Consider the following 17,134-nt stretch of genomic DNA (forward strand, 5'->3'; position numbering starts at 1 on the left):
AACTTTTGTCACACAAAAATAATTTAAGAGCCCATACATTTGATGAAAAATCAAAAGGTATGGGCTTTTTTAGGTTTCTAGGTTTCGACAAAAAGAATGATTTACAGAACTTTATCAATAAAGGAGCTGTCATTGTAGATGTAAGAACAGCTAATGAATATGCTTCTGGACATATCTCGGGATCAAAAAACATTCCTCTTGACACCATTAAACAACAAGCAGAAAACATCAAAAAGTTAAACAAGCCTGTAATTGCCTGTTGCCGTAGTGGTATGCGTAGCAGTCAAGCAGTTTCTATACTTAAACAACACAATATTGAGTGTATAAACGGCGGGAGTTGGGATAGTTTACAAAATAAGCTATAATTTTCTTCATATCAAGATACCACATTATTAGTTTTTTTTTAAAATGAAGGCTGTCTAAATTAGATAGCCTTTTTAACGATTAACTTCCAATCAAAATCTATAATAATTATATTCAGACGGGACCAGTTATAAACAAAAAAAATCCCAGAGTTACCTCTGGGACTAGTCGCACTAATAAACTAAGATGATAGGTTTATCGTAATCGATCCACAGATTTTACAAGATCTTCATCCTTTTTAATGGCTTTGTTAGCTAAAACTAACAACAAGATAGTAATTACAGGAAGAAACATCCCAATACCCTTCACAGGAGCCTGAGCTCCTCCAGATAAATTTAGTGTACGATACACAAATAATCCTAGTAAAATTAAGTTTAATATCATATTTAATCTGTTCAATACAAATTGAGTTTGTCTTTTCTTAAACGACAATACACTCATCAAAGATAAGGATGTACTCAGACCAAAAAATATAGTATATGTAATATTTGTCATAAAATACACATCTTTACTCCCCTCTCTCCAAAGAGGAAACACAAAGGGCAAAACGGCCATTATAACAAAAGCCAAAAGTAAATACACACTTTGAATTCTTTGAATCATCTTTTTTAGTATCTTGATACAAAAATATATTTTCTTTTTTAAAAAAACTATTGTTTCCTTAATAAAATTTTGTATTATTGCAAGAACAATCCGTAAGCACTTCATACTTCGGAACATAAGTTTCAAAAAATCAATTTTTAAACCCCATTTTTTTAAGCTAACTATACTTTATGTTTGATATTTCTGTATTAAAAGAAATGAAGCTAAATGAATTGCAAGAAATTGCAAAAGCAGCAAAAATCAAGAATTTTAAAACCCTTAAAAAGGATGATTTAATTTATCAAATACTTGATTTTCAAGCTTCAAACCCTGAAAAATTAACTCCAGAAGCCAATAGTACTTCTGAAGACACTTCAAAACCTAAACGAACCCGTATGGTTAAAGACAAAAAAGAAGTATCAGAACCTGAAAAAGTCGATGCAATTCAAGAAACGACTCTTTTTACTGAAGAATTAGAAGATAAAAAAACTTCTAAAAAAGTAACTAATAAAAAAACAAGTACTCATTCAGAAGAAGTTACTGAACAAAAGAAAGAGGCTTTTCTGAAAAAGCCAAAAAACCAGTCCTTTTCTAAAGATAAAAAGAAAACATCTGAAACAGAGGAAAACATTACCCAATCTTTTTCAACAGAAGAAGTAAACGTAATAATAGATCCGCAAAAAGACCAAACAGAAAGAACAATTGAGGTAATAGAAACAACATCCGAACAACCCAACGATTCTAATACCGAAACAGAGCAAACACAGTCTACTGAGTTAAACAAAAGCAAACACAGTCAGAACAACCAAAATCCTAAATACAAGAAAACAACTAATTTCAGAGAACCTGATTATGAGTTTGAAGGAATTATAGAAAGCGAAGGAGTGCTAGAAATGATGCCTGATGGATATGGCTTCCTACGTTCTTCCGACTATAACTATTTAGCCTCTCCTGACGACATTTATTTATCAACTTCTCAAATTAGGTTATTTGGATTAAAAACAGGAGACACAGTAAAAGGGGTCGTTCGCCCACCAAAAGAAGGAGAAAAATATTTCCCTTTAGTCAAAGTTCTAAAAATCAATGGTCATAACCCACAAGTCGTTCGAGATCGCGTTTCATTTGATCATTTAACCCCTGTTTTTCCTACCGAAAAATTCAAACTAGCCGAAAAAGGCAGTTCTATATCTACTCGTATTATAGATTTATTTTCTCCTATTGGCAAAGGACAGCGTGGTATGATTGTAGCACAACCCAAAACAGGTAAAACTATGTTACTAAAAGACATAGCCAATGCAATTGCTGCAAATCATCCAGAAGTATACATGATTGTATTACTAATAGACGAACGTCCTGAGGAAGTTACAGATATGCAACGTAGCGTGCGCGCTGAAGTGGTTGCTTCTACATTTGATCGCGAACCACAAGAACACGTTAAGATTGCCAATATTGTACTTGAAAAAGCAAAACGCTTAGTTGAATGTGGTCATGATGTAGTTATTTTACTAGACTCCATTACACGCCTAGCACGCGCATACAATACGGTACAACCAGCTTCTGGTAAAGTATTAAGTGGAGGTGTTGACGCTAATGCCTTACAAAAACCTAAACGCTTCTTTGGTGCTGCTCGTAATGTAGAAAACGGTGGATCATTAAGCATTATTGCAACTGCTTTAACAGAAACGGGCTCTAAAATGGACGAAGTAATCTTTGAAGAGTTTAAAGGTACTGGTAACATGGAGCTTCAATTAGATCGTAAAATAGCCAATCGTCGTATTTTCCCTTCTGTAGATCTTACCTCATCTAGTACACGTCGTGACGACCTTTTATTAGACGAAAAAACCATTCAGCGTATGTGGATCATGCGTAAATACTTAGCAGACATGAACTCTGTAGAAGCAATGGAATTTATTAATGATCGCTTTAAAAAGACCCGAAATAATGAAGAATTTTTAATATCTATGAATGATTAAATAGTACCCTAAAAATACAGCTCACCTATATAAAATAGTATGAAATAAGCTCAATTTTTTATATTACATCCATTTGAACTTTCTAAAGATTTCAGAAAAAATATTACATAATTCACTATATTTTAGGTAGTTATTTAGAACAAGTGTTCGCTATTTTTAGACATAAACTTTCTAAAAACCATTCCAATTCAATTGGTTATAAATAAAAAAGGCAGTGCAAAATGCACTGCTTTTTTATTGTCAATCCCAAAATTACGCATTAGAATCGAATGTAGATAACATACAAAATAGATGTATCACAGATAAAAAAGGAATAAATCTAAAGAAGTTGTATTTCTTGAAATCAACATAAAAACACTATTTATAACACCTCTTTTTTATATATTCTTTATTTTTTTAGCTTATTTATCAGAAATCTATTAATATTTTAATAACGTTAGAATCTACAACATAAAACCTAACCATACGAGCAATCCTTCATCAAAGTTTAAAATCAGCTTCTGTTTTTACCTCTCCTCCATTATATTCTACTTTCCACCCTATAGAGTGAGTCACTAATAATATCTTAGATAGCTCACTTATTAAACGATTTTGAGCATTGGACTTTAAAGTAGATTTCTGAATTTTTTTAGTTAAATCTATTTTAACTTTTTTAGTAATTGCATTAAAATCTGCTCCTGTAAATTCATTAAATTTACTTTGTTCAATATCATAATACTGGATATCAGGACTGATTTTTATTTCTTCTTTTGGTATAGAAATAATTCGTATGACTTTCGCCTTTTCGTTAATTTCATATTTCATTTGACGCAAGTCATAAGCCACAGTTACATCCGAATTCACAACCACCAAAGCCTTTTTATCAAATGAAATTAATCCTCCTAAATAACGATCCTCATCTTTAAAAGTTAAAATTTGCGAATAATGACCTTCCGTTACAACTAATTTCCCTACACTTTTAATCTGTTCTTGAATTAGATTAGAATTGTATTCCATTGTAGTATTTTCTTTATCTGTAAAATATTGGTATGCAAAAAAAGTTAGTACTAAAAATAGCAATCCAAAAAACAGTTTTTTATACAGTTGAATCATAATTAAAAGGATAAATGGGGGAGTTTTTGTATTAATATCTGTGTTTTAATTTTCAGTTTTTCTAAAAAAATTTGATGGCTTTCTGTATTAGAATTAAAAGGACGATGTGCAAGACTTTTTTGAATTCCCTCTATTTCAATCATCAAAGATTTCGTTTCTGCATTAAAATAGGCTTCTGAAAATCGTTCCCAAATATAATCCACAGCAAGAATACTAGGGTGCAACATATCCTTCTCATAAAACCTGTAATCACGCAATTCATCCATCATAATCTCATAACTAGGAAAATAGGCTTCTTCTGATTTCGTAAGAGAAAGCAATTTATGAAGTGCTGAAAATAAATTCCCTTTACTTACATTGTTTTCAAAAAAACCATCTTTTATATGTCGTACTGGAGAAATAGTGAAAATAAATTTTATGTTTGGATTTAACGATTTTACTAATGAAATCATATTGGTTAAACTTTGCTGAATATCCTCTACAGAAAGCAACTCCTTAACAAACTCTTTTTGTGGTATCTTATGACAATTAGCAACCACTTCGCCTGTTCTATTAGCTCTATAAATCCACGAAGTACCTAAGGTAACTACACAATGGGTTAAGGTTCTAATTTGTATATTTATAGATTCAATTAAAGTATTAAGTATTTTTAAAAAAGATTCTTTATCTGGATTTGAGAGTTCTGAATGTATTTCAAAACAATGCCATAAATCATTATGATAAAAAATATCATCTTCCGTAAAATATTTTTTTTCTACGACTCTTTTAATTAACGTTTCGATTGAAATAGGGTTAAAAATTATCCCAAAGGGATTTACTGTGGTCTTAAATTTAAAATAGCTAAATTTGTTGCCTATGTTTTCTGAAAAACAAGAACCTAATAACAATAAATCGGATTGATAATTTATTGCTTGATTGGTTTTGTTAATTGGTATTTTCAAGGAAAAAATCATGTTCAAAACTACAAATATTTTAGCAATCCTCTAAACAACAATTCTATAGAAATGGATATTTTATTTCAATATTTAAAAAAACATTATAAACTTTTAGCGATTGCTTTATTAATGGCAGGTATGAATATTTGTTTTAGTCTAAGCGACTCGATCATTACAGGTAAAATCATGCAAGATTGCGGTGTAGGCATAGAAAAGTATAAAGGAAATCACTGGGCATTTATAAAAGCGGTTGGTTTTTGGCTAGGACTATCCATCGTAATGGCTATGATTTCTCGGATTACTAAAAACTTTCAAGATTATTTTACCAGTATTGTTATTCAACGTACAGGAGCTGAAATGTATACCGATGGGATTAAAAAATCATTGGATTTACCTTATGCCCAATTTGAAGACCAACGCAGTGGTGAAACTCTTAATAAATTGCAAAAAGTTCGAATTGATTCCGAAAAGCTAATTAACCTGTCTATTTCTTTGATTTTCCAAACGATTGTGGGTTTTATTTTTGTTTTTTTATACATAGCTCGTATTGATATAAAAATTTCAATCATATTTATTATTACGGCTCCCATCATTGGTTTTGTTAGTTCTATTTTAGGTAAAAAAATAAAAGCTGTATCAAGAAATATTGTAACCCAAACCAATGCCCTGGCGGGATCAACTACTGAAAGTTTACGAAACATAGAATTAGTAAAAAGCCTTGGATTGACGCAACAAGAGGAAGCTCGCCTGAATCAGAATACTCTTAGAATCTTGGGACTTGAACTCCAAAAAATACGTTATATCCGTAGTTTGAGTTTTATACAAGGAACAACTGTTCATTTTATGCGAACCCTAGTTGTTTTTACTCTTTATTATTTTGTTTTTCAAGGAAAAATAGTGGTTGGCGATTTATTAACGATGACTTTTTTTACTTTTTTTATTTTTAATCCTTTACAAGAAATGAGTCAGTTTATCATTGTGAAAAATGAAACAAAAGTTTCTTTAGATAATTTTAAAAGATTATTAGACCAAGAATCTGAATACAAACCTAGTTCTCCAAAAAATATTGGAACAATAGAAAAATTAACGTTCAATCAGGTAAGTTTCAAACACCAATCAGCTCATTTTAAAGCGGTTGAAAACATTTCTTTTGAAATAAAAAAAGGTGAAACCGTTGCATTCGTAGGTCCTTCAGGATCAGGTAAAACAACATTGGTAAAACTCCTTGTAGGGCTTTACAAACCCAACGAAGGAACTATTGCCTATAACGATATAAACGAAACCGAAGTAGAATTACTAGAAATTAGAAAACAATTAGGATTTGTAACACAAGATGCGCAGCTTTTTTCAGGAACTATTAAAGAAAATTTACTTTTCGTCAAACCCGATGCCACTGACAATGACTTGTTAAACGCCCTAGAACAAGCTAGTTGTCAAAATCTTTTAACCCGAGCAGAAAAGGGTATAAATACAACTATTGGCGAAGGAGGAATTAAGGTGTCAGGGGGTGAAAAACAACGTTTATCGATCGCTCGGGCTATTTTACGCAATCCAAACCTTCTGATTTTTGATGAAGCAACGTCTGCCTTAGATTCCATTACAGAAGAGGCTATTAATGAAACCATCAAGTCTATATCTAACAACAACCGTATAACGGTTCTAATTGCCCATCGCTTATCTACAATTATGCACGCTGATAAAATTTTTGTTCTTGAAAAAGGAAAAATAATTGAAAAAGGAAAACACGAGGAATTAGTGGAAAGCAAAGGACTCTATTATGCGATGTGGAGACAACAAATAGGCGAAAGAAAGTCAAATATAATAGCTTAATTTTTTTAAATTCTAAAAATTTTTAAACCCAGATTATGCTTAAACTTTGTAATAAAAAGGGCAAAGAGAGCAAAAAGACACCGATTTTTTTTACCGCAGTTGTCGTTTTACTCTATTGAGGGGCAAAAAATGAAGTACTTTTATAAATTCAAAGTCCTTTTTTATCTGTAATAAATTTCTAATGCGTAATCTGGGGTAAATCCAAAATAGCCACTTTGTCTATGAAAATACGCTATTTGTACACTTTTACAGAAAAAGTTACCTTTGAAAAAATAAAACTCGTTTTAAAAAGAAAATTTTAAAAAAACAGAGAAATATAAAATTTGTTAAAGGCCTTAAATACTCTAAACAAAATATGAAATTTTTAATACAATTAGCCTATAAATATTGGCCTTCTTTATACAAGAAAAGATATTACAAAACCCTTGCCTCTTTAAGTACTGGAAACTATAAATGTGAACCGGAATTATTATTGATCCATCAGCTTTTACAAGAAAACTCGGTTTTTGTAGATATAGGAACCAATAAAGGAATTTATTTATATCAAGCTGAGAAGAAGATCAAAACGGGTAAAATTTTTGGTTTTGAACCAAATGAATCATTAGTCGATTATATTCAGCCTTTATTTCCTAAAATTAAACTATTCCCCTTAGCTGCTTCTTCTACAACAGGTACTTCTATATTACATATTCCTAAAAAAGAAAATGGCTTACAGGACACACGTGCTTCTTTAGAAAACATGGGAGATGAAGTAGAAAAAATTGAGATCAAAACAATAACGTTGGATGATTGGGTTTCTCAAAATAAAATAGAAAAGTTAGATGTAGTAAAAATTGATGTCGAAGGACATGAATTTGACACCGTTAAAGGCAGTAAAAATATTCTAGAAAAATTACGCCCAACATTTATTATTGAAATTGAGTTACGTCATGCGCACTATCCTATCCAAGAAATTTTTGATTTCATAAACAGTTTTGGTTATGAAGTTTTTTATTTCAATCGAAAATCATTGATTTTACAACCTTTTACCATTTCTTTATTACCTGACTTTCAAAAAGATGAATATTTAAATGATTTTAATCGCTATATAAATAATTTTATTTTCATTCCTAAATAATTTAAAAGTCATAAGCAACGGCATAATTAAAAAACAATTAGCATCAAGAACGTAAAAGCAGGTTACCCCCCAATTAGACAACTTGTATAAACTTTGGGTACTTGGTTAAATGTCCTATAAGTCTATGGAAATTTATAAAATAAGTAGTTAAATGAGTGTTGTAGCAAGACAGAGTATAAAATACAGTATCATAGGATACTTAAGTACTGTAGTAGGTATATTTTCTACCGTATTTTTATATCCGTATGATTTAGATTTTTCGGGTAAACTACAGTTTGTGTATCAAACTGCTTTATTAATTTTACCTTTGGTAGCCTTGGGAATCATGCACGCTAATGTGCGATTTTTTCCACAAATGTCACAAAACAATACGCAACAAAACTTATTCAAATTTTCTATTGTTTTTATTATTAGTAATTTTTCATTAGGATTCATATTATTAGGATTCACAATAATACTCTTTCCATCCCTCCAATCAACTGATTTTTACATTTATTCTCCTTATATCCTTTCAATAGCATTACTCCTTTCATTAATACAATTAACATCTAAATACATTTCTATAAAGAAACGAATTGTTATCCCTAATATTTTTGAAAATCTATTTCCTAAATTGGGAATGGTAACGGCCTTTACGTTATTGATTTGGGATAAATTACAAGAAAGCAAGGCCTTATGGATCTTTGTTGGCTTTTTTGTAATCGCTTTTTTAGGTATGATCGTTTATCTTAATCGCCTAGAAAAACTGACCCAAAAAATGGATTTTACTTTTTTAAAAAAGGATCAATTTGGGAAGGCCCTTTTTATTTATTCCTTTTATACATTTTTAGGAAGTATGGGCTCTGTAATTGCACTGAACATTGACACCTATATGATTGGCGAAATGTTAACCTTTCAAGAGGTTTCTATCTACAATACTTCTCTTAATTTGGTTCGAATGATCACTGTTCCTGCCTTAGGTGTTTATACTATTTCAGCTCCTATTATTGCACAGTATATAGCCGAAAACAAACTACAAGAGTTAAAAACCTTACATCATAAAACGTCCTTGTATTTATTTGTAATTGGCATCGTATTATTTGGTTTAGTAGCCGTTGGAATTGAAGATTTATTTGCTTTGATGAAAAATGGAGATAAATTAGCCAAAGGCTTACCCGTATTATATATCATGGGATTTGCTTTGTTATTTGATTTAGCTACAGGTTTTAATGGTTATATTATTACAAATTCTAAATATTATAAATTTAATAATACCACAACCGTTGCGTTGGCCTTGTTGACTATAATCTCTAATCTTATTTTTTTATTTTGGTTTAAATTAGGTATTATTGGTGTTTCTATTGCTACTGCTATTTCTCTGACTACCTACAATCTAATAAAAATTTATTTCAATTATAAAAAATTTGGTGTACATCCTTTTAGTTGGAAATTTTTACATTTGTTTTTCGTATTAATCATCGTCCTCATTATTGGTCGCTTCTTACCTAATACTCCCTATAAATTTATTAATTTATGCTACAAACCTTTTGTGGGACTTATTGTTTTTGCTGTAGCCAATGGAATTTTTAAAATTGTTCCTATAAAGGAGGTTTTACCGAAATCATTAATGCGGTAAAAGAGAATAATCTATTGGTTCGATAAATCCTAATAACAAATTATAAAAATCCTTTACACTCAATAAAAAAACAGTTTATTGTACTGATTTACAAAACCTTTACACAAATATACTTTATAAAGAATAATTTTGTGTGTAAATTTGTAAGAAACAAAATCTCATGAAAATAAAAATCTCCGCAATTCAGTTAGCCGAAATTATTAATATTAAAGATTTCAAAGATGAGTTAGAGGGAGCTAATTATAGTTTTTCTGGCTCAGAGTTTTTTAAGCAAATAGAACAAAATAAATTTATTTATTTATTAGATTACGGTGTGGTTGTTTTTGCCAATTTTAGCCCTGAAGAAGAAACCGAATGGTTACAAAAAATAAAAAGACATCAGGAATCGCCAATAGATATGCTTTTAAAAGAGAGGTATTTTATTATAATAAAGGAAGAAAATATAAATTTTGAAGTTAAAAACAATGAAGTTCTCTTACCTGAATTAGACAGTTCAGCTATACGAATAATTATGCTGAATGTGGCGCAATCAGTAGCATTAGAATATTATGAGATCCTTACAGGCAAATTGGTTTCTTCTACTAAAGAATTCATTCTCCAACTAGAAAATACTGGAAATATTAATATTTCTAAAAAGCATCTTTTAAAATACATAGGTCAAGTACTAAACGTAAAAAACAGTATTGTAGATAACTTATATATACTAGACGATCCTAACTCCGTATGGGAAAACGAAAAACTAGATGCTTTGAACAAAAAAATGAAATCCAATTTTGAAATTTTACCCCGTTTTAAAGACGTCGATTACCGTCTTTCTATCGTTGAAAACAATCTAAAAATATTTACCGAAGTTTTAAATGTAAAAGAAAGTTCTCGTTTAGAGTGGATCATTATCTTATTAATTACCTTTGAAATAATAATGTCCTTTATAAAACATTAGATTAAACTAATTTTATTTTTAAAACGGTGGCCATGTTTACCGCCATTTTCTTCATCTGTTCTGCAACTTTACCTTCAAAATAAGGGTCAATACTATCGTATAAATAATCCAACCAAATATCATAATGTTCCTTTAAAAAGGGTTCTTTATCATGAATATCTTTATGTATTTGAAACATATTATTAGCATAACCTCCTTTTAAGAACAAGGCTTGTTCCCAAAAAGTACATAAAACATCTAAATGCTCATCTAAATGTTGATCAACATGAGTTGTCTTTTTAAAAAAGAAATTAATGTTACCATCAGCCAAGAGTTTATTATAAAACTCCTTCATTATACATAATATGTCTTCTCTTGTTTCTATATCTTTCATATAGCGAATGTAATTTATTTAATTTAATTTTTTATTGATTTTTATCATCTACATCCCCTTTCTATTCATAGAATATGAAGCTATCGGGTTTTATTTCCTACCTTTGCAAAAAAAGTACATTATGTCGCACAAAGCAGGATACGTTAATATTATAGGAAATCCCAATGTTGGAAAATCAACTCTAATGAATGCTTTAGTAGGAGAACGCTTATCCATCATTACAAGTAAAGCACAAACAACTCGTCATCGAATTTTGGGTATTGTAAATGGTGATAATTTTCAAATATTGTTTTCGGATACACCCGGAATTATAAAGCCTGCTTATGAATTACAAAATTCTATGATGGATTTTGTGAAATCGGCATTTGAAGATGCTGACATCTTGATTTATATGGTGGAAATAGGTGAAAAAAGCTTAAAAGACGAAGCTTTTTTTAATAAAATTATTCACTCTAAAATACCAGTCCTTCTTCTTTTAAACAAAATTGATAAATCCAATCAAGAACAACTGGAAGAACAAGTAACTATATGGAAGGAGAAAGTACCTAATGCGGAAATTTTCCCTATTTCTGCTTTAGAAAATTTTAACATACAAGCTGTTTTTGATCGAATTATAGAATTACTTCCTCAATCAGAACCGTATTATCCTAAAGATGCTTTAACAGATAAACCCGAACGTTTTTTTGTTAATGAAGCAATCCGCGAAAAAATATTATTAAATTATGATAAAGAAATCCCTTACGCTTGTGAAGTTGAAACGGAAGAATTCAAAGAAGATGATACGATCATCAGAATTCGTACTTTAATAATGGTAGAACGCGATACTCAGAAAGGAATTATCATAGGCCACAAAGGAGCTGCTATTAAAAAAGTAGGGATTCAAGCCCGCCAAGAATTAGAAAAATTCTTTGGTAAACAAATACATATCGAACTGTACGTAAAGGTTAATAAAGATTGGCGCTCGAATGAAAAACAGTTAAGACGTTTTGGATATAATCAAAAATAATTGACTGATTTAAAAATTAAACACACTCCTCTTTTTATACAATTCCTTTAGATAAAACCCCGTTTTTAATTGCTTTTGCTTAAAAACGGGGTTCTTTTTTAGAAACCAATAGTTTTATTGAATAATTTTTAAGAACTCTTGTTCTAATTCGTTCATTTGGCCATATCCGTTTTCACGTGTTTGACGCCCTAGAATATAAAGAAATATCCAGCAAAAAACCATTAATCCCATCACTATAAAATCAGATGTAATACTTTTTCTTAACATATAATCAGAAAGAGCAAACATCATAAAGACAATAAAAATTCCAGCTACCATAAAGTGCATAAATATAAAAAATGTCCACATGGTTTGAGCGGGTCCAAACAACCCTCGAATATGAGTAGCTTGTCCATTACTCCCTTCTTTTTCTTCCAATTCTATCGTTAAGTACGGTGACCAATAACGTTGTTTTAAGCCTCCTATAGTAAATTGTATATGATTTCTTCTTATCTTCATTACATAATCCGAAGAAATTTGACTTTTATAATCAATAAATTTTTGTCTCACGACATCAACTGTTTCGTCAATGTCTTTATAAAATCGCAGTCGTAGGTTAATCGTGTTTTCAGTTTCCATTTTTAGTTTATTTGATTAGAGGGCAACCAAGATAAGAAAATTATTAAAAACCAACAAAACGCGTTTATTTTTTTAAAAAAACATTTTTTTATAACAAAAAGTACGTTATAAAAATTCTGAGAATTCTAAAAAAATCTGTATAACACAAAACAGAAGGGAAAATTGCACAAGTAAAGCCATTCCCCTTCTATCTTGTTTAAATCAACAACAAATGTTGAATCCTTTTTTAAACATCCTCTGTACGATATTAAAAAGTATATTTTACATTTAAACCTCCAAAAAAGGTTGCATTTAAAGGTGCAGGAATGTACGCATCAGGCATTTGATTAACAAAAACCATTTGGTAATACTGTACATTAGTAATATTATTAACCCCTGAAAAAACATCTAAATCTAGGTGATTGATTACATTTATTTTTAAACCTAATTTAGCATGTAATAAATTGTATTTATCCGCAGTTGCGATTTGTAAATTTGGATTTGTTCTATCTACAGGAACGTATCCAAAATTAGCAGTTCCTCTATGATTAAACGTTACGTTACCATAGATTCCCAATTTAGTTAGAAAATCTACCCCTGCATTAGCAACCCATTTAGGGGTTCCTAACACACTCAAGCCTGAAAAATCATAAACATTTTGAGCAATATTAGCCCCAGTGGTGGTTCTACTAAATTTATACTCTGGGTATGTAAAATCAGAATAAGTCCCGTTTACAAATGGCGCGAATGATTTTAGAAAACCATTTGTTGTTTTTATCATTTCAAATTTTAAATTACCTTCTACTCCTTTATGCAGCTGGCTTCCTCCATTAATCATATAAGTATACAACTTAGTTGTATTGGCTGGATCTGTAACTGAAACGGTTGACATTTTATCTTTAAAATTTGTTCTAAAAGCGGCCAATTCAAATCCTAAACGTCCTTCTAGAAGTTTTCCTTTTGTACCTACCTCCCATTGTTCTCCAATTTCTGGACGTAAATTACTATTGACCTGATTGATTTCAGGAATAAATAAATAACCGCTTACAGGTGCTTTATATGCTTTGTTGTAAGAAGCATAAACAGATACTGATTTATAAAATACTTTACTAATAGCTACTTTTGGAGAATACATATCTTTATAAGATACATTAAAGTTTAATGGTTTACTATTTTGGGTTACTTGCGGATTTCCTGAAGGGTTGTAAATATAAGGAAATCTGTCATTAGAATCTATTCTCATATAATTTGAACTAATACCAGCCGTTAGAGCAAAATCATAGGGCATATTAAAAGTCCATTCAGTAAATACAGAATTTGTTTTTGACAAAACGTATAAATTACTTCTTAAAACCCCTATAGTATTATATCCCTCTGCATTTACAGGATTCCCCATAGGATATGCCAGTGTTTGTGCATTTTGCATTTGCATTTCAACTCCCGTAATACCTGACAATTTAAACTCATTACCTAAATCCCATTTACTATCAAAGGTAGAACGAAAACCATAATTTACAGGTAATTTATCGGTCCATCCTCCAGCAGAACTTACATTACTACTAATTCCTGAACCAAAAACAGAAGTGGAATTACTCAGGTTTTTATATATTTGATAAAAATGGTTCAGTCCTGCTCTGAAACTAATGACATTACTATGTGCATTATTTTTAATATAAGCTGGATTTCCTGAATAATCTAAATTTTGATACTGAGCTATTGTAAGTTCTCCATTTCTTTCCTCATAACTATTGGTATATCCTACATACGCATTGATTTTTTGCTTGTTACTTAAGCCAAAATCAGCAAAAATATTTACAAAATCTTTTTTAGAAGCTGTATGATTCATAAAACCATCATACTTTTGGTTTCCGTAATTAACTAAAAAAGAGGATTTTTCACTCCCCACAGCTATTTGAGAGGTCAATCGTCTTAAACCATAGCTACCAAACATGGTATTTTGAGAAATAGAGGTTTTTCCTGCCTCTGGTTTAATTGTTTTTAAATTTACAGCACCTGCAATAGCCAATCCATACAATGACCCTGCTGGTCCTTTTAGAACCTCAACTTCTCCAATTGAATTAAAGTCAATATCATCCATTAAAGTAATTCCTTCAGCATCTGTTACTGGAATATTATTTAAATACACTTTTACTCCTTGTGAATCAAAATTACTATTAGTTCCATTAGTTCCTCGCACGCCATTTCCATATCCGCGAATATTAAACGTTTGTCCTGCTGATACAGTACGGCGCTGCATAAACATTCCTGGTATGTTTGTATTTACAGCATCATCAAAAAACAATCCTGTACCACGTTGAATTTCTTTGGTTTCTAATTTAGAAATAGACGCCGCTTGTTTTAATAATGTCTTATCTGATTGCGAAGTAGCTGTAATTTCTACTTCATTTAATTTATTAATTTCTATATTTTTGTTATTCTCTTGAGAAATAGCTTGAATTGAAGTAAGTCCCAATAAAACTACTCCTATTTTATTTTTAATTTTCATGTATACTTTACTTATTTTTAAAAATTATCATACTAGATTTAGCTAACACTTTAGCTAAATACTAAATGAGATAAACAAAGATTTAAATAAAGCTAAACGCTTTTTTATCCTATTGTCTATCAATATATTATTTTCAATAAAATAGATTGAGGTAAAACGATCAACCTATTAAATAAGTATACTCTGGTGGAGGTGGTTCTATTGATTGTTTATTTTGTAAATAATTCATTAAATCATCCATGTTTAATTTTGCTTTCCGACAATATGAGTAATTATTTAGTAAAACAAACGCTATATTTTCCTGATAGTACAGAAAATTGATTTTTAACCTTTGGTTCTTATTTTTTGCTCCTGTATTAGTCTTTTCCTTATAATCTTTTGTTCTGTTGAGGTATTTTTTTTCGATTTTGTCGTTAATTAATTTTAAAACCACAAATTGATCATCCGTTTTTATTTCAATAACATCATGAAATTCTTTATTAATTATAATTTCATGATCTGAAATTCTACTTTTAAGAAATTCTGTTAAAGTTAATTTTATCGTAAAACAGTCATTTTCAGAATAATTTTCTAACACCACTGATTTTAAAAAGTTTTGTTTAATTTCAAAAATAGAACTCACTACTCCTGCATGCATGAGTATAATAATAGCAAGCAATAATAGAACCCTTTTTCTCATTTAAACTTTTTGTGGGAGGAGCAAATATATAAAAATCAGATCCATGGAAAGATAATTTTACCAAAAAGAATGTGTAACCAGTTTGTTTTTTTTACCTTTGCGCACTGAAAAATTGAAAAATGAATAATATCGTAGCCATTGTAGGGAGACCTAATGTAGGGAAATCAACTTTTTTTAACCGATTAATTCAACGTCGTGAAGCTATTGTAGATTCTGTTGCAGGGGTAACACGCGATCGTATTTATGGTAAAAGTGAATGGAATGGAAAAGAGTTTTCTGTAATTGACACAGGTGGTTATATTAAGGGTTCTGATGATATTTTTGAAGGAGAAATTCGCAAACAGGTAGAATTAGCCATTGACGAAGCCGATGCTATCATTTTTGTAGTAGACGTAGAAGAAGGCGTAACTCCTATGGATATGGAAGTAGCTAATTTGCTTCGTAAAGTTGACAAACCTGTTTTAGTAGCTGTTAACAAGGTAGATAATGCAATGCGTATGAGTGACGCTGTTGAATTCTACTCTTTAGGTTTAGGAGAATATTACACTATTGCTGGTATGAATGGTAGTGGAACAGGAGAATTACTAGACAAATTAGTAGAAGTACTGCCCGAACTACCAGAAGTCCTAGAAGAAGAAAATCCTTTACCGCGTTTTTGTGTAGTGGGCCGTCCTAACGCTGGAAAATCTTCATTTATCAATGCTTTAATTGGTGAAGATCGTTTTGTAGTAACGGATATTGCAGGTACTACTCGTGATGCTATTGATACGAAATATAATCGTTTTGGGTTTGAATTCAACCTAGTTGATACAGCAGGCATACGTCGTAAATCAAAAGTTAAAGAAGATTTAGAATTTTACTCTGTAATGCGCTCTGTTCGCGCTATTGAACATAGTGACGTTTGTATTTTAATGATAGATGCAACTCGTGGTTTTGAAGGACAAGATCAAAATATTTTTTGGTTAGCTGAAAAAAATCGCAAAGGAGTTGTGATTTTAGTTAACAAGTGGGACTTAGTTGAAAAAGACACAATGACCACAAAATTATACGAAGCTAAAATTCGTGAAGAAATAGCTCCTTTTACAGATGTACCTATTATTTTTGTTTCGGCATTAACAAAACAACGCTTACTAAAGGCATTAGAAGCTGCTGTTCAAGTGTACGAAAACAAAAAACAACGCATTCCTACCTCTAAATTCAATGAGTACATGCTAAACATCATTGAACACATGCCACCTCCAGCACTAAAAGGGAAATACATAAAAATTAAATACTGTATGCAGTTACCAACACAATCACCACAATTTGTGTTCTTTGCTAACTTACCTCAATATGTAAAAGATCCATACAAACGTTTCTTAGAAAATAAAATCAGAAACAACTGGAACTTTGAAGGTGTACCAATTGATATTTATATACGAGAAAAATAAAATAACACCTCCTTTATTTAAAAAGCCATTGCTAAAAAAAGCAATGGCTTTTTTGTTTTTAAACTACTCCTTTTTCTAAAAAATCATACTATTTAC

The 17,134-nt window shown here is 30.6% G+C and carries 15 protein-coding genes; 8 read left to right on the top strand and 7 right to left on the bottom strand.

Features of this window, described 5'->3' with window-relative positions; all coding sequences use genetic code 11:
- Positions 1–5 precede the first annotated feature (5 nt).
- Complete coding sequence (locus tag B0A78_RS05245) at positions 6–365, top strand: rhodanese-like domain-containing protein (protein ID WP_014166207.1); 360 nt, start codon at positions 6–8, stop codon at positions 363–365.
- 193 nt (positions 366–558) lie between these two features.
- Here the strand turns inward: B0A78_RS05245 and B0A78_RS05250 are convergent, their stop codons facing one another.
- Complete coding sequence (locus B0A78_RS05250) at positions 559–966, bottom strand: DUF4293 domain-containing protein (protein ID WP_041253511.1); 408 nt, start codon at positions 964–966, stop codon at positions 559–561.
- Positions 967–1,136: 170 nt separating this feature from the next.
- Here B0A78_RS05250 and rho point away from each other — a divergent pair, with 170 nt between their 5' ends.
- Entirely contained in the window at positions 1,137–2,918 is a 1,782-nt protein-coding gene (gene rho, locus B0A78_RS05255; RefSeq protein ID WP_014166209.1) for a transcription termination factor Rho, read from the top strand.
- A gap of 480 nt (positions 2,919–3,398) precedes the next feature.
- Here the strand turns inward: rho and B0A78_RS05260 are convergent, their stop codons facing one another.
- Together B0A78_RS05260 and B0A78_RS05265 are read right to left on the bottom strand one after the other, a co-directional pair.
- Positions 3,399–4,010: a DUF4230 domain-containing protein gene (locus tag B0A78_RS05260; RefSeq protein ID WP_014166210.1), complete on the bottom strand. Its 612-nt coding sequence runs from the start codon at positions 4,008–4,010 to the stop codon at positions 3,399–3,401.
- A gap of 2 nt (positions 4,011–4,012) precedes the next feature.
- The gene (locus B0A78_RS05265; protein WP_041253264.1) at positions 4,013–4,963 is read right to left on the bottom strand and encodes a GSCFA domain-containing protein; all 951 of its coding nucleotides are present in this window, start codon (positions 4,961–4,963) and stop codon (positions 4,013–4,015) included.
- Between the two features lie 51 nt (positions 4,964–5,014).
- Between B0A78_RS05265 and B0A78_RS05270 the strand changes: the two genes are divergently transcribed.
- The 4 genes from B0A78_RS05270 to B0A78_RS05285 all read left to right on the top strand — a co-directional run bounded on the left by B0A78_RS05270 (position 5,015) and on the right by B0A78_RS05285 (position 10,447).
- Complete coding sequence (locus B0A78_RS05270) at positions 5,015–6,775, top strand: ABC transporter ATP-binding protein (RefSeq protein WP_041253512.1); 1,761 nt, start codon at positions 5,015–5,017, stop codon at positions 6,773–6,775.
- Positions 6,776–7,130: 355 nt separating this feature from the next.
- Positions 7,131–7,892, top strand: coding sequence for an FkbM family methyltransferase (locus tag B0A78_RS05275; protein WP_014166213.1), 762 nt, complete (start codon positions 7,131–7,133; stop codon positions 7,890–7,892).
- A gap of 151 nt (positions 7,893–8,043) precedes the next feature.
- A complete protein-coding gene (locus tag B0A78_RS05280; RefSeq protein WP_014166214.1) occupies positions 8,044–9,507 on the top strand; it encodes a lipopolysaccharide biosynthesis protein in 1,464 nt (487 codons plus the stop codon).
- 160 nt (positions 9,508–9,667) lie between these two features.
- Positions 9,668–10,447: an RMD1 family protein gene (locus tag B0A78_RS05285; protein ID WP_097609442.1), complete on the top strand. Its 780-nt coding sequence runs from the start codon at positions 9,668–9,670 to the stop codon at positions 10,445–10,447.
- A 1-nt stretch (position 10,448) separates the two neighbouring features.
- On the opposite strand, the gene B0A78_RS05290 is transcribed toward B0A78_RS05285, so the two are convergent.
- Positions 10,449–10,820 (bottom strand): group III truncated hemoglobin, encoded by a 372-nt coding sequence (locus tag B0A78_RS05290; protein WP_014166216.1) that lies wholly within the window; start codon positions 10,818–10,820, stop codon positions 10,449–10,451.
- Between the two features lie 121 nt (positions 10,821–10,941).
- On the opposite strand from B0A78_RS05290, the gene era reads away from it, so the two are divergent.
- Positions 10,942–11,826 (top strand): GTPase Era, encoded by an 885-nt coding sequence (era, locus tag B0A78_RS05295; RefSeq protein WP_065213098.1) that lies wholly within the window; start codon positions 10,942–10,944, stop codon positions 11,824–11,826.
- 114 nt (positions 11,827–11,940) lie between these two features.
- On the opposite strand, the gene B0A78_RS05300 is transcribed toward era, so the two are convergent.
- The 3 genes from B0A78_RS05300 to B0A78_RS05310 form a co-directional block, all read right to left on the bottom strand.
- A complete protein-coding gene (locus B0A78_RS05300) occupies positions 11,941–12,444 on the bottom strand; it encodes a hypothetical protein (RefSeq protein WP_065213097.1) in 504 nt (167 codons plus the stop codon).
- A gap of 247 nt (positions 12,445–12,691) precedes the next feature.
- Positions 12,692–14,929, bottom strand: coding sequence for a TonB-dependent receptor (locus tag B0A78_RS05305; protein ID WP_065213096.1), 2,238 nt, complete (start codon positions 14,927–14,929; stop codon positions 12,692–12,694).
- Between the two features lie 160 nt (positions 14,930–15,089).
- Positions 15,090–15,608: a hypothetical protein gene (locus B0A78_RS05310; protein ID WP_063743159.1), complete on the bottom strand. Its 519-nt coding sequence runs from the start codon at positions 15,606–15,608 to the stop codon at positions 15,090–15,092.
- A gap of 119 nt (positions 15,609–15,727) precedes the next feature.
- Between B0A78_RS05310 and der the strand changes: the two genes are divergently transcribed.
- Positions 15,728–17,038, top strand: coding sequence for a ribosome biogenesis GTPase Der (der, locus tag B0A78_RS05315; RefSeq protein ID WP_014166221.1), 1,311 nt, complete (start codon positions 15,728–15,730; stop codon positions 17,036–17,038).
- Positions 17,039–17,134 lie beyond the last annotated feature (96 nt).

This window comes from Flavobacterium columnare NBRC 100251 = ATCC 23463, assembly GCF_002530675.1.
Classification (GTDB): Bacteria; Bacteroidota; Bacteroidia; order Flavobacteriales; family Flavobacteriaceae; genus Flavobacterium; species Flavobacterium columnare.